A 13,726-nucleotide genomic window follows, 5' to 3' on the forward strand; every position below is an offset into this window, starting at 1 on the left:
AGGGCTTTGCCCGTCTATGAAAAACCCCCGGTTTTACCGGGGGATATTTATTTTTATCTGAGAATGGGGGTTGGGCATACCGACCTTGTAGACGCATACAACGCAGGTTTGAACGGTGAGGACATTTCGAGGACTACCAGAGAAAACGCTGCTGCGGGAAACTACTCGGAATCGGTCGAGGCCATGTATAATGCGGGACAAGCTGACGCGAAAACGGGGTCGGTGGACACCGGTGTGTCGGATTTGGGGTCTGCTTCTGCGGAAAGTTTGCAGGGGATTAATCCGGCTGCTGAGATGGGCAACACAAACATATCTGAAACTGAAACCAGTAAAAATTTCGAACTAGCGAGTACTGTAAAAACAGAGCAATCGGGAACAACGACAACCGAAAAATCTGGCAGTGAAGTGAACACAGAGCTTGAACAAAAACTGGCATCGTTCGGATTTACAAATGAACAGCGAGCGGTCGCTGATAAGGTAGCAAAGACTGGGGATTTAAATCAGATTCCGGGCAACTTTGATAAGGCGACAGTTCAAAAGATTCTGCAAGGCGCTGAGGTTATTAAGGAGTTCAAGAGTAAAAATGGCGTTGACATCCGGAAAAGCGAGGGATATAATAATAGTCAAGATTCTTCAGGCAGTAATCCTATTTATAATGCAAATGGTGATCCCAATATAAGAGCCACAAGAAGATTTGCTTTTGATAAGATACGTAATGAAGGAATAGATGTTGATGGGGTGAAATTTAAACTTAATGAACATGCTTATAATAGTATGTTTAAATCTGGCAGAAAAGATATAATGCCTGCTGATATAATTGATGCATTAAAAACCGAACCAATTCCCGGAACGCCTGGTAGTATTCAATATATCAATCCCAAAACAGGTACAACAGTTTTCGTAAATCCATTGACTAATGAAATTGTAGGCATATGGCCTGCTGGTTTTAATAAATAAGGAGAGAAAAACATGATTAAAGTGATTGGATATTCAACCGATGAAGTGGATCTTTCAACAACATATGATCAATCTGCAAGGGTTCTTAATATTGAATCTAGTTCTATGAATGATGACTGCATTCCTTTTAGAGAATCAACGGGTTGTATGGTTTGGATTGACAAAAATAAAATACCGTGTGAAATTGAATGCATATTCCCAGTAGAAACAAAAGAAAATAATTTAAGAAGTAACATAGAAATTTTTAAAGGAGTACCAAAAATTGAAATAAGTCTTGAAGAAAAACCTATTGAGATTTCATTCGATCATTCACAGCTAATACTTATTTTTAATAAACACAAAGTGCCCAATAAAAAATATTATTCATCGAATTGTTCATTCTATGTTTTTGAAGATGAATTAGTTGCAATTCAATGTATAAATTATAAAAAAGTATAGTTTTAAATATATCATTTTAAAGTAGGGCTAATCGCCTTACTTTATTTTTATGTTAATATATTCTGCGGGTTCGCATAAAATGGGTGTTACCTCCATTGTTAACGCAATAGCAAGAGGCACAGGAGAATGCCTCTGCGGGGAATTACACAGATTCGGTGGAGGCCATGTATAATGCGGGGCTGGAGGACGCCAAAACAGGAGCAACTTCTGCGGAAGGTTCACGGGAGGTAAATCCAGCTGCCAAAACGGTTGAGACAGGTACAACAGAAATAAAGTCAGGTTTAAGCACCGAAAAATCGGGCGCAACCACAACTAAGCAATCAACCGGTGAGGTTAACGCTGAGCTGGAATCTAAACTGGAACCGTTTAAATTGAGTTCGGAAGAACGAGCAGCCGCAGAGGAATATGCCAGAACCGGAAAAGACAGCGCCATTTCCAACGATTTCGCCCGTGACTCTGTTAAGCGAATCATGGATGCCGCGAAGATCATTAAGGAATACAATGGCCAAAACGGGATTGACAGTCGGCAGGGCGAGAGGTATAATGGGAATGGTGAATCACAAAAGGAGGGGGAGTTTTTCTACATTGATGACTGGGATGGATACCCAAGTGAAAATAAACCTTTTGGACCTTTTAGAATAATATATGGAGATGAATATATAGAAGCAAGAAAGCAAGCTAATGCCGCAAATTTAGAATTACATAAGAATAACAGTCAATATGATGGTTTACAAATACATGAAGTACATCCAGTAAAATTCGGTGGAAGCCCAATTGATATTAATAATAAAATAATCCTCACTCCAAAAGAACATGCAAAATATACAACCTATTGGAACAGAATATTAAAAGCAAGGAAGGGAATGACAAATAATGAAAGATAATACTAAGGAGATCATCGAAAAAATAACTAAGAAAGCAGTTAAAAATTTAAAATTTATTGGAATAACAAGTATTCTTCCGGAAAGTTATAAAGAGTTTTTAAGCCTTTATCATGGCTTAAATGGAAGTATTGGGGAAAATTCATATTTACAATTGTGGCCTTTTGAGAATATAGAAGAATCAAATAACGATTATTCAGTCGACGAATTTTTATCAAATATTGTTTTAATAGGTTCTGATGGCGGTGATACAGCATATGGAATAAATAAAAACGGAAAATTTATTGAAGTTCCTTTTATCGGGATGGATGACGACGAAGTTAAAGAAATCGCTAATGATTTCGATGGTTTTATAGAATATCTGTTTAATAAATAAATTATTGTTATTATCTATTTCCATAGCAGGGTAAAATCCCTGCTTATTTTTTATATGAAGTTAGTATTTTAGATGTACAACGCCGGACAAGCTGAAAATCAAGATTCAAGAAGAATAATCTTCTCAAAAGAATTACAATATTTAAATACGATAGGAAAAGAATATGAAAAATTAGCTAAATCAGAATTAATTGAAATCTTGAAAAAAATCCTTATCAGGATTAACTATTAATTGTAAGAAATATAGGCAACCCCCAATTATACAGGAGTTGTCTGTTTTTTTGATGATCAAAGAAGGCATGAGCGAAAAAGAGGAATTTTGGTTTGACGCCACATACGGCGTGGGGAATAATGCGGTTCCGGTTATTGTTTCAACCCTCATGTCCTTTGCGGGGGTTCCAGCGGTTGTCACGAAAGCGGTCACGCTTACCACATTTGCAACAAGCATATTCGGAAACTCCTTAAATCAAGCAAAACTCAACGGATATTCCGACTCGGAAGCATACGTTTACGCGGTAATCAATACGGCTTCGGAAGTGGGAATGGAGCAGGTTCTCGGCGGTATCAGCAAATTGGCGGGGAAATATTCCGTATCCACCGTGTTGAGAAAGAGTTTGGGGGAGGTCTCTCAAACTCTTTTAAAATCGTCGGCCGGACGGGCGGTGCTGACGGCGATCGGTTCGTATGCGATCCAGTTCGGCTCGGAGTTTGTCGAAGAGGGTTTGCAGACGCTGCTCAGCCCGCTGATAGAATCTATTGCCACCGGAAAATACGACGCGTCCGACACCTTGCTTCAGGACGCGCTGCACGATGCGCTGGTCGGCGGATTCACCGGTATGATTTTAAGCACGGGAGATGTCGTGAAAGCATCCGCGGACGCTTTCATCTCCACGGAAAAACTCAAGGCAATCGGAGGGAAAATCACCTCTTCGGACAGCGACATGAGCAATCTGCTCGAAAAAGCGAAGCAGTCGTCCAACAGGGCAGTGGTGGAATACGCCCTACAGATCGAGAGCAAGCGCGCGGCGGGAACGAACGTCGATTTGGAACTCGGGACGCTGAGCGCCCAAATGTTTTGGAATGAAGCACAAAACATGTCGGGCAGCGTTGACTTCAGCGATCCCGCCATGAAGAAAGTTTTGGATCAGCTGACGGATTTCTATAAAGCCGATTCGTCGGGGGATAAGGCCGGGGCGAAGAAGGTATTAAAAGAAGCGGCGGTTGAGGTTTCGTGGGTGTCGGAGGAGATGAGCAAGACCAATCCGGACGTATTGTCGAATTCGGAAAAAGCGGCCGAGGAAATCAAAACGGAAGGGAAAAGAATTGGAAGCGGCACGGAAAACTCCGCGAGAACAAACACCGCGGAGAATACCGATTCGCAGAACAGGGCGAAAACCGAAACAAATCAAAACAACCAAAAGAACCCCACCGGCACCGTGACAGGGCAGGGCACCGCAGCGGGACAAACGGGGAATGCCGCGAAAGCCGACCCGACTGCGGGAGAGGCCGGAGCGCAGGCGCTGAGCGACATCGCCGAAACAAACCCGGGACTTGCCGAAGAGGGTATTGGGCATACCGACCTTGTAGACGCATACAACGCAGGGCGGAACGGTGAGGACATATCGAGGGACACAAGAGACAATGCTGCTGCCGGGAACTACACAGATTCGGTCGAGGCCATGTATAATGCGGGACAAGCCGACGCGAGCAAAGGGTCGGTTACCACTGGTGTGTCGAATGCGAGTTCTTCTGTTGAAGGTTCGCAGGGGGTTAATCCGGCTGCTGAAACAGTTGTTACAAGTGCGGCAGAAACAAAGTCAGGTTCAACCACCGAACAAACTGGCACGACTTCAACCGAACAATCAAACGCTGAGGTAAATGCGGAATTAGAAAATCAACTGGCACCATTCAAATTGAGTTCATCAGAACGTGCGGCAGCAGAAGAATATGCCAGAACCGGAAAAGACAGCGCCATTTCCAACGATTTCGACCGTGACTCTGTCAAGAGAATCATGGCTGCTGCGGCGATTGTTAAGGGGCATAATGGTAAAAACGGGATTGACAGTCGGCAAGGCGAGGGATATAATGGGAATGCAGAAGATACCATTGATGGCTTCAAAATAATTGATGGTAAAGTCGGAGGAAAAATTCCTGTTGAGGAGTTCAAGCAACTAAGAGAAAAATCAATAAAAAATCCCGGGGCAGATTCAAAATCTATGACTTTAGGGCGATATGATGATGGTGGACCGACGTCTTATATAAAAAGAGCAGGTAAAAATTCTTCATATTTCAGTTTGGGGAATGTGTGGAATGAAATAAAACGAATATATAATTTAACAGATAGTGATATTTTCCTTTATTTTAATGTTCCGGCATTAAACGATGCGATTGCTATTGGCAAAACAATAAGGTTTTCACATAATCCATTAGCATTAGAAAATAGAAAATCGTTTTTATTTCAAGAATGGAAGTATATTAAAAAACGAATGAATTTAAGCAATGAAAATTTGAAATATGATGGAGGATTTTGGTATGTTGGATGATGAAGCTAAAAAAAATATTGAGTTGATATCGGAGTATGCAAATCGTATATGGGGAAAGGATTGCAAAATTGGACAAATTGAAATAGTAAATGCACCGCATTCTGAATTTAAACTACCAATAAGTATCTATAATAAAATTAAGGCAACAATAACCTATGATAGATCAATTATCGGAATTTTTATTGAGACAAAAAATGGTGATATATGGATAGACGATCTAACAACACAAACGGTTTTTGATGGTTTTGAGAGTAGTAAGCCTGATAATTTGCTTCATAATTTCCAAGTATTAGATGAAGTGGCAAAAAATATGATTGTGAGATAAAACAGCGAGATAACATTTTATATTTATAAATTTAAGCAGGGTTTTTGCCCTGCTTTTATTTTTAAATAGGAGAATTTGGCATACCGATCTTGTAGACGCATACAACGCAGGGGTTAAAGGCGAGGACATTTCAAGAAATACAAGAGAAAACGCTGCCGCCGGGAATTACTCGGAATCGGTCGAGACCATGTATAATGCGGGACAAGCTGACGCGAAATCAAGTTCAACTTCTGCGGAATCTTCGCAGGGGGTTAATCCGGCTGCCAAAACGATTGAGACAGGTACAACAGAAACACAGTCAGGTTTAAGCACTGAAAAATCGGGCACAGCCACGGTTAAGCAATCAACCGGCGAAGTTAATGTTGAATTGGAAGCGAAACTGGCGCCGTTTGGATCGAATTCACAGATACCACGGAAGAGCCATAAATAATAAATGCAGGGCCTTTCGCCGGATAGGTGAAAGGCCCTGCATTTAAATATGAAAGGGGGTGCTTATTATTCGTTTACGGCTTTTTCCATATAGACCGTCGCGGTTTTGCTTTCATAATACATATAAGCGTTTACATAATCCCCGTTTTCGTTATATGCCCTGAAATCATATGAATACGAATCTTTGCCTTCATCCACGTCGACGGTATAACCGTTTTGCTTCAGAGTACTGACATACGCCTCAAAATCGGATTTTTCCACATAGAAAAGCTCAACGGTTATGTTCTCATCATTCTGGTTGTAAACATTCATGATTTTCCCCGCCAGTTCCGTCACTCCGTCGAGGAATCCATCCGGCCACGGAGATACGTCTGTCATATCAATAGGCACTTCATCTTCGGAAGAGCTGTCGACCGATTCGGTGACGCCCGTTTGATTCGATGTGGTTTCCTGGGAAGACACACCTGTCTGGCCGGCTGTGCTTACCTGAGAGGGAACACTCCCTTGACTGGGTGTATAGGAGATAATACCCTCCTGAGAAGAATTGGTATAGGTGAACAAAACACAAACGCCGGCAGCATTCGCTCCGGAATAAAAGAGCCCATCTGTATCACTGACGTCAATGACTGCCAGATAGCCCTGTTGCTTCAAATTCTCAATATATTGCGCTGCCGTCTCACTGCTCATGGCTGAAAAAGACACGGTACAGTTTTCAGTATCATTGTCCTTGATGATACTGGTGATGGTGGCATTGGGTTTACTTAATCCGCCCATGCTGCTGCCGGGCCATTCTAATTGTTCTCCGACAAGGATTTCGCCTTCGCTTGTCTTAATGCCCTCAGTTTGGGGTTTTCCGAAGCTGCATCCCGATAAAAGAAGGGCGATCGCAAGCATCAGAATCAAGGTGATAAGAGTGATTCTTTTCATGATATAGTTTCCTCCGATGTGTTTCATTAAACTTGTCGGGGGCTTGTGTTTTTTATTTCCCCTGACATCATTATTTTTATCATACCGTCAATGGAACGGAATTCAAGTCGATAAAACTATCGAAAAACCCCTATCATTAAAATTAATGATAGGGGTAAAAACGGCTTTGTGAGGCTATTTTTGACTATATTCCTGAAACATGACGAGTAATTCCGTTCGGCTGTTGATATTCAATTTTTTATAAATACTGTTGCAGTAGGTGTTGACGGTGGAAAAAGAAATACCCATGATCGCACTGATTTGTCTTAAGGTAAAACCATCTAAAAGCTTTTCGCAGGCCTCGATTTCGCGGGGAGATAAATTGTAATCCTTCAATTTGGCGCCCAAACGGGTCTCATGGGTGATATCGATTCTGTATGTATCATCCATCCATTCCCGAGAACTCAGGTGTTTGATAAAAAACGGTGTTGAAAATAAAAATGTAATCAGAATTATGACGGAAGTGAAAGCGGAGAAAGCGATGACGTCGTTAAAATAATCATGACTCAGTTTTTCGATCAAATTTGTCGTAAAGATAGCGGTTAAATAAAAAGCGGAAGAGAGGACGATTCCCGTTCTGTAAAAGACGATGCTGCGGAATTTTTTTGCCATAAAACCGGCCAGATAATAAATATTTACAAACCCCAGGGTGTAGGATAAACCGAAAAACAAGAAGGAAACGAAGGCGTAGAATGTATTTGAAATGCTTAATGCGCTTGACACGAAACCCAGCGCTGCAAAAGCAAAAGAGAGATTTAATATATGATACAGTTCTGTTTTTCGGATAATTTGAAAGATAACGATAATTATAATCCCCAAAATAACCCCCGTAAAATAGAAGGGTTCAAAAGGAATATTCTGCTTTTCATGGATGCTTTTGATTATCGCGGGAGCGATCACATCGTTCAGAGCAACCACGGCGAACACCAGCAGCATCAGCGTATACGCCTTCGAAGGCGGTTTCCGGTCCTCTTTCGGCGGGATGGGAACGGTGCTATTACGGTTGAAAAACGCGCAGCCGAATAAAATCAGCAATAAAATCAGAATGATGATATTAGAGCCGTCTGTTTCGATATCGGGATCGTTCAACAGGGGTTTCATCACCATAAACAGTTTAGGAATGAATACCGCCAGCAGCATGGAGTAAAATTTTTCGGCATTGTTCAATATCATGAAAAATGCATAACAGTATGAGGTGAAAAGATATCCGATTGCCACGGTGCTGACAATCATAATCATGTCGGAGATGATGCCCGCCGCTGTGAAACGCAGCGATACGAATCCCAAAATAGCGATCGAAACGCTGTACAAGGTCAGGCGTGAATAATTTTTTCCGTTGATGAATAGTGCGAACAACGCGCCGGAAAGTAGCCAAACAGTTGTGAAAATCAGGTTGCTGCCGACCTTATTGTTATAAAGATCGCTTTCAAAGCGAAATCCCCCGAAGGGCAGAAAGTAGGAATAAAGCCAAATAAACATAATGATCCAGCCGATCAAAAAGGGGATACGCTCTTTTGCAATGGCTTTCATCGTAAAATGATTTTTCGTCTCCATGCGTCTGCCTTTCATAAGATAATCTTTTATAATTATAACATATTTTCAGCACAATGTAACGAAAAATCGAGTAGCTTTATAAAAGTTAGGTCAAATTAAAAAGACCGCCCCGTCCGCTCTAAAAAAGCGGACGACCGGCAATCATTTTATCTGTTCGCAAGCGAAGAGTCGCAGTTTATTTTGGAACTTGACAACTTTGTTTGGATCAATATTCATTAGGCCGTTTCCGCGGCCACGACGCGGTCACGTCCCTCATTTTTAGCCCGGTAGAGGGCATTATCCGCCGCTTTCAAAATGGTCTCGGCGGTGTTGCCGTTTTCCGGAAAGACAGCGACCCCGAGTGAGACCGTGCATTTGTCAAGCGGCTTTCCGAGATGATAGACCGAAAGATTTTTAATGCCCTGGCGCACTTCTTCAGCGCGTTTTTTGGCGTCTTCCAAAGCGATTTCGGGCAGCACCATCACAAACTCTTCGCCGCCGTATCGGCAGACAATATCTCCGCCGCGAAGAGCCTGTTTCAATAATACACCCAGTTCCCGTAGTAAAGCATCTCCGCCGTCATGTCCGAAAGCATCGTTGAAGTTCTTGAAATGGTCTATATCGATCATGATCACGCCCACGGTTTTATTGTTACGCATGGCTCGGCGCAGTTCTCTTTCAAGAGACTCCTCCATGTAGCGCCTGTTAAACAAACCCGTAAGGGCATCGCGGATTGATTGCTGACGGAGTGTTTCTTTCAATTTTAAATTCGAAAGAGCAAGCGCAGTATGTTCCGCGATGGTGGTGACCATTTGGAATTTGTGATCATTACAGGTCTCATTCGGTGCTGATAATTCCTGTATAGGCTTACTGAAATCGTTTAAATGCAGTATTCCGATGGTTTCACCGTTTGCCAGCAGAGGAATGCATACATATCGGCCGGATTGCGGACCCGTAATGTGCGTGCAAAGCAGTCCGGGATGGTTGTCGTCAACAAGATGCTGACGTCCGCGCCGAATGGCCCAGCAATTCAAAGGCGCAAAAATCTCCTGGGTGTTTGAAGGTTCGCCCCACTTTTGTATGGCTTCGGCAAGATTACCGGAATCTTTTATCAGGTATAAAGCGCCGTGGCTGGACGGGCAAATTCGTTTGACATATTGAACGCTGATCGCACAGGCCTCTTCGGTATTTTGACAGATTTGAAGCTGTTCGCCCATCTCATTCAACAGATTCATCTCTTCGGTTCGTTCCTGAAGTTCGTAAACCCTTGATGCCAGTTGGCTGTTAGCCTGATGCAGTTCTTCCTCATCATGTCTGGATTTTGTGATGTCAATACCGGTTGCAATGATGTATTTGATATGCTCTTCACTGTCCGGCATTGCCGCAAATGTCCATGAAATTAAATGCTTTTCATTTGATTTTGAGATAAAATTGGTTTCGTAAGCGCCTGCATATCCTCCGGCGAGCAGTTTATTGAGTTGCTCACGGGTGATTTTTGGCTCAATAAAAGGGATATCCCACAGATAGGTCTCTTTTACTTCGGAAAAAGAGTAGCCGGAGAGCTTTTCACATGCATGATTAAATCTGGTGACTTTTCCGTTGCGGTCCAGTACAACAAACAGGGTTGCGGCAATGCTCAGAATGGCATTGGAAAAGTCGCGTTCCTTGGCCAGCTCATCTTCAATATGTTTAAGATTAGAGATATTGCGAATGGACGTCAGCAGCATATTTTTTTGATCGTTGAATTCGATAATATCGGTATTCAGCAGAACGGAAACAACGCTGCCGTCCGCGCATCGGAATCTCGTCTCAAAATCCCGTGCGCTGCCCAGTTTTTTTGTGATGTTCAGTAATTTATATCTGTCATTTTGAGAATAGTAAAAATCCTGCGCGCGGATATCGCTGAGTGTTTCATTGTCATACTTCAGGAGGTCCCTGGCCGAATTGTTGAACAGAACTAAATTTCCCGGAAGATCGGTGACAGTAATGCCGACCGGGACGTTGTTGAAAAGCGCTTGATAATCTCTTTCGGATTCATCTTGAACTTGTTTATACTGGGTAATATCGTATAAAGAAGTCAGCAGCATTTGTTCGCCCTGCCACTGGATGGCGTCAATATTGGCTAAGACCGCTCGTGAAGTTCCGTTCTTGTGTTTGATTTTAACTTCAAAATCCCGTATGGTCGTTGAAATCGCGAGCATATTTAAAAGACGCTTTCGGTCAGCCGAATCCGTGTATAATTCCGTGATATTTGTATTTTTATATGATTTAATATCGAATCCGAATATGTCATGAACCGATTTATTGAAAGCGATGATTTTTCCGTTGATATCGGTGATGATAAGGCCTATTGATGAGGCATTGAAAAAAAGGCCGAAATTCTCATAAATACGCAAATCATTTCCGGATGTCTTCTTTGCTATGCTGCCGTTCGGAATTTGTTCGCTTTCGGCGATGTATTTGTTATCGGGAGCCCCCGCATTGTTTTTGATTTCCATGACGATTCCTCCCATCCAAAATGGATTTTAAATTTTTCGGCGATGTATCTCTGTTTTCATTATATCATAGTAACGGTGATCATTCAAGCCGCAGATGGTTATATAAGAGATTGAACAATCAAGACAAAGGTGGTATAATTGATACAAACAGACGGAAAACTAGGGTGTTGGAACAGGAGGAATTCAGATGGACACATTGAAAATAGTAAAGATCACCGGGCGGGAGATTCTTGATTCCCGAGGAAATCCGACGGTTGAGGCCGAAGTGACTTTGCAGGACGGCAGTGTCGGTGTCGGCGCGGTGCCGAGCGGCGCTTCTACCGGCATCTTCGAAGCGCTTGAACTGCGCGACGGCGATAAAAAACGCTACGGCGGCAAGGGCACCTTGAAAGCCGTCGCAAATATCAACGGGATCATCAATAAAACGCTTTACGGAATGGACGCCGCGGATACCTATGCGCTCGATAAGGTGATGATGAAAGCCGACGGCACAAAAGACAAGAGCAAGCTGGGCGCGAATGCGATTTTGGCCGTCTCCATTGCTTCTGCTAAAGCAGCGGCAAAGGCGTTGGGCATTCCGTTGTTCCGGTTTTTGGGCGGGGTTTTTGCAAACACGCTGCCCGTGCCGATGATGAACATCCTCAACGGCGGCGCGCACGCAGCCAACAATATCGATGTGCAGGAATTTATGGTCATGCCGGTCGGGGCATGCTGTTTCAAAGAGGGCCTGCGGCAGTGCGCCGAGGTTTTTCACGCGCTCGCCAAAGAGCTGAAAGGCAAGGGGCTTTCGACTTCGGTCGGTGACGAGGGCGGTTTCGCACCCAATCTCGGCAGCGAAAAAGAAGCGATTGAATTGATTTTGGCTGCTGTTGAGAGTTGCAGGTATGCGCCGGGCAAGGATTTTGTGCTGGCCATCGACGCCGCCGCGAGCGAGTGGAAAGGCGACGGGTGCTATTTGCAACCCAAGAGCGGCAAAAAGTACACTTCGGATGAATTAATCAAATACTGGGAAGACCTCTGCGGCAAATATCCAATTTTGTCCCTCGAAGACCCGCTCGACGAGGAGGATTGGGACGGCTGGAAGAACATCACCGCGACGCTGGGTAAAAAAGTGCAGCTGGTCGGCGACGACTTGTTTGTCACCAACACCGAGCGGCTCGATAAGGGTATTCAGTCGGGCTGCGCCAATTCGATTTTGATCAAATTGAATCAGATCGGCAGCGTGTCCGAGACCATCGAAGCCATCAAAATGGCGCAGCGGGCGAATTATACCGCCGTGGTTTCCCACCGTTCGGGCGAGACCTCGGACGCCACCATCGCAGATTTGGCCGTCGCGTCCAACTGCGGTTTTATCAAGACCGGCGCACCGAGCAGAGGCGAGCGCACCGCGAAATACAACCGCCTGCTCAAAATCGAAGCGGAATTGGGCGACAGCGCGAACTATCTCGGCAGAGGTGCGTTTCACGTCAAATAGAGTTTAAATACCCCTGAAACGCCGAGGGCAGGGCAAGGTCTTTGGTTAATTGTTCCCTCGTCACCCAAGTAAAAATCTCAGGTGTGGTTTCGCAGGAAACCAGATAACTCGTCATTTCCCATTCGATATGGGTGAAAATATGCTTTTTGCGCGGTCCCTCGGAAATCGAGGCGGCCGCGATTTTCCATTGCGCCAAAATCCCTTTTGCCTGTTCCGCGGTCAGATGCCCGGGTGCGTTCGGGAATTCCCATAACCCGCCGAGTAAAACCCCTTGCGGTCGTTTTTGCAGGGCGATTTTGTCCCCGCATAACAGCAAAAAGACGGTCATCTGTTCTTTTTTGCGGGGCGTCTTTTTGCTTTTAATCGGAAGTTCCGCTTGTCTTCCGCTTCGGTTGGCTTCGCAAAGAGCGGCGAGCGGGCAGAGCATGCAGTTCGGCATGCCGTTGGGCAAACAAATGATCGCACCGAGTTCCATCAATGACTGCGTAAAATCCCCGCAATGGTTTTTGGGGTAAATCTGTCTCAATAATTCGGTGAATTCCGCCTTGACTTCCGGCAGTGCGATATCAGCTTCACTGCCCAACAACCGAGACAGCACGCGCAGCACATTCCCGTCCACCGCCGGAACGGGTTTTTCAAAGCAAATTGAAGAAATCGCCCCCGCCGTATAGGTTCCGATCCCGGGCAGCGACAAAATATCATTAAACTCGTCGGGGAATTGCCCGTTAAATTCGGTCATAATCTTCTGCGCGGCCTTTTGCAGATTGCGCACGCGGGAATAATACCCCAAGCCCTCCCAGAGTTTGAGCAATATCTGTTCATTCGCTTCAGCCAGCGCCTTGATATCCGGCAGAGCGGTTATAAAACGATTATAATAGGGAATCACGGTCTCGACGCGGGTCTGCTGCAGCATAATCTCCGACACCCACACGCGGTAGGGATCGGTGTTTTCGCGCCACGGCAGAATACGGGCATTTTGGCCGTACCAATCGAGCAGCGGTTTCACAATGCCGCCGAGGCTATTGAATTGATTGCTTTTATCCATCCGAATACCTCCGGGAATTGATAAATCCATTATATCAGGTTCTCGAACAACATGAAACTGGGAAATTAACTCCGTCTTTGCGAGCGAAGCGCGGCAATCCGGAGTACAAGCGCCCGAATACCCACTGCAACCCGTTAACCTCATTCCTGGATTGCTTCGTCGCCGCGCTTCGCTCGCAAAGACGGGGATGGATTGATGTTATTCCACGGTAGGGGCGCCACAGGCGCGGCCTGCTTCAATGCCAGCAAACCGGATAAAACCT

At 44.4% G+C, this 13,726-nt stretch carries 11 protein-coding genes; 7 read left to right on the top strand and 4 right to left on the bottom strand.

The annotated features are described in order from the left end of the window. From PK629_00005 to PK629_00030, 6 genes are all read left to right on the top strand, one after another. Positions 1–957: hypothetical protein (locus PK629_00005; protein ID HOP09856.1), on the top strand; the 957-nt coding region annotated here is incomplete at its 5' end. A gap of 12 nt (positions 958–969) precedes the next feature. Beyond that, a complete protein-coding gene (locus PK629_00010; protein HOP09857.1) occupies positions 970–1,395 on the top strand; it encodes a hypothetical protein in 426 nt (141 codons plus the stop codon). A gap of 164 nt (positions 1,396–1,559) precedes the next feature. Beyond that, the gene (locus tag PK629_00015) at positions 1,560–2,279 is read left to right on the top strand and encodes a hypothetical protein (protein ID HOP09858.1); all 720 of its coding nucleotides are present in this window, start codon (positions 1,560–1,562) and stop codon (positions 2,277–2,279) included. Beyond that, the gene (locus PK629_00020; GenBank protein HOP09859.1) at positions 2,269–2,652 is read left to right on the top strand and encodes an SMI1/KNR4 family protein; all 384 of its coding nucleotides are present in this window, start codon (positions 2,269–2,271) and stop codon (positions 2,650–2,652) included. The genes PK629_00015 and PK629_00020 overlap by 11 nt, the downstream gene beginning before the upstream one ends. A 280-nt stretch (positions 2,653–2,932) precedes the next feature. After that, entirely contained in the window at positions 2,933–5,194 is a 2,262-nt protein-coding gene (locus PK629_00025) for a hypothetical protein (protein HOP09860.1), read from the top strand. Then, complete coding sequence (locus PK629_00030; protein ID HOP09861.1) at positions 5,184–5,519, top strand: hypothetical protein; 336 nt, start codon at positions 5,184–5,186, stop codon at positions 5,517–5,519. Before PK629_00025 ends, PK629_00030 begins: the two co-directional genes overlap by 11 nt. Before the next feature lie 495 nt (positions 5,520–6,014). Here PK629_00030 and PK629_00035 read toward each other — a convergent pair whose 3' ends face one another. The 3 genes from PK629_00035 to PK629_00045 form a co-directional block, all read right to left on the bottom strand. Beyond that, positions 6,015–6,875: a hypothetical protein gene (locus PK629_00035; GenBank protein ID HOP09862.1), complete on the bottom strand. Its 861-nt coding sequence runs from the start codon at positions 6,873–6,875 to the stop codon at positions 6,015–6,017. Positions 6,876–7,049: 174 nt separating this feature from the next. Then, positions 7,050–8,468 (bottom strand): helix-turn-helix transcriptional regulator, encoded by a 1,419-nt coding sequence (locus PK629_00040; protein HOP09863.1) that lies wholly within the window; start codon positions 8,466–8,468, stop codon positions 7,050–7,052. 215 nt (positions 8,469–8,683) lie between these two features. Further along, positions 8,684–10,945 carry a diguanylate cyclase gene (locus PK629_00045; protein HOP09864.1) on the bottom strand — a complete coding sequence of 754 codons (2,262 nt, stop codon included), beginning with the start codon at positions 10,943–10,945 and terminating at the stop codon, positions 8,684–8,686. Positions 10,946–11,132: 187 nt separating this feature from the next. On the opposite strand from PK629_00045, the gene eno reads away from it, so the two are divergent. Next, the gene (gene eno, locus PK629_00050) at positions 11,133–12,419 is read left to right on the top strand and encodes a phosphopyruvate hydratase (protein HOP09865.1); all 1,287 of its coding nucleotides are present in this window, start codon (positions 11,133–11,135) and stop codon (positions 12,417–12,419) included. Here the strand turns inward: eno and mutY are convergent. Continuing rightward, positions 12,412–13,464 (bottom strand): A/G-specific adenine glycosylase, encoded by a 1,053-nt coding sequence (gene mutY, locus PK629_00055; protein HOP09866.1) that lies wholly within the window; start codon positions 13,462–13,464, stop codon positions 12,412–12,414. The genes eno and mutY overlap by 8 nt on opposite strands. Between the last annotated feature and the right edge of the window lie 262 nt (positions 13,465–13,726).

The sequence above is a fragment of the Oscillospiraceae bacterium genome (assembly GCA_035380125.1).
Classification (GTDB): domain Bacteria; phylum Bacillota; class Clostridia; order Oscillospirales; family JAKOTC01; genus DAOPZJ01.

Bases quoted from the DNA above. Each gene is read 5' to 3' on its own strand.
- PK629_00010 (HOP09857.1), top strand. From the start codon at position 970: ATGATTAAAGTGATTGGATATTCAACCGATGAAGTGGATCTTTCAACA.
- PK629_00015 (HOP09858.1), top strand. From the start codon at position 1,560: ATGTATAATGCGGGGCTGGAGGACGCCAAAACAGGAGCAACTTCTGCG.
- PK629_00020 (HOP09859.1), top strand. From the start codon at position 2,269: ATGAAAGATAATACTAAGGAGATCATCGAAAAAATAACTAAGAAAGCA.
- PK629_00030 (HOP09861.1), top strand. From the start codon at position 5,184: ATGTTGGATGATGAAGCTAAAAAAAATATTGAGTTGATATCGGAGTAT.
- PK629_00035 (HOP09862.1), bottom strand. From the start codon at position 6,875: ATGAAAAGAATCACTCTTATCACCTTGATTCTGATGCTTGCGATCGCC.
- PK629_00040 (HOP09863.1), bottom strand. From the start codon at position 8,468: ATGGAGACGAAAAATCATTTTACGATGAAAGCCATTGCAAAAGAGCGT.
- PK629_00045 (HOP09864.1), bottom strand. From the start codon at position 10,945: ATGGAAATCAAAAACAATGCGGGGGCTCCCGATAACAAATACATCGCC.
- eno (HOP09865.1), top strand. From the start codon at position 11,133: ATGGACACATTGAAAATAGTAAAGATCACCGGGCGGGAGATTCTTGAT.
- mutY (HOP09866.1), bottom strand. From the start codon at position 13,464: ATGGATAAAAGCAATCAATTCAATAGCCTCGGCGGCATTGTGAAACCG.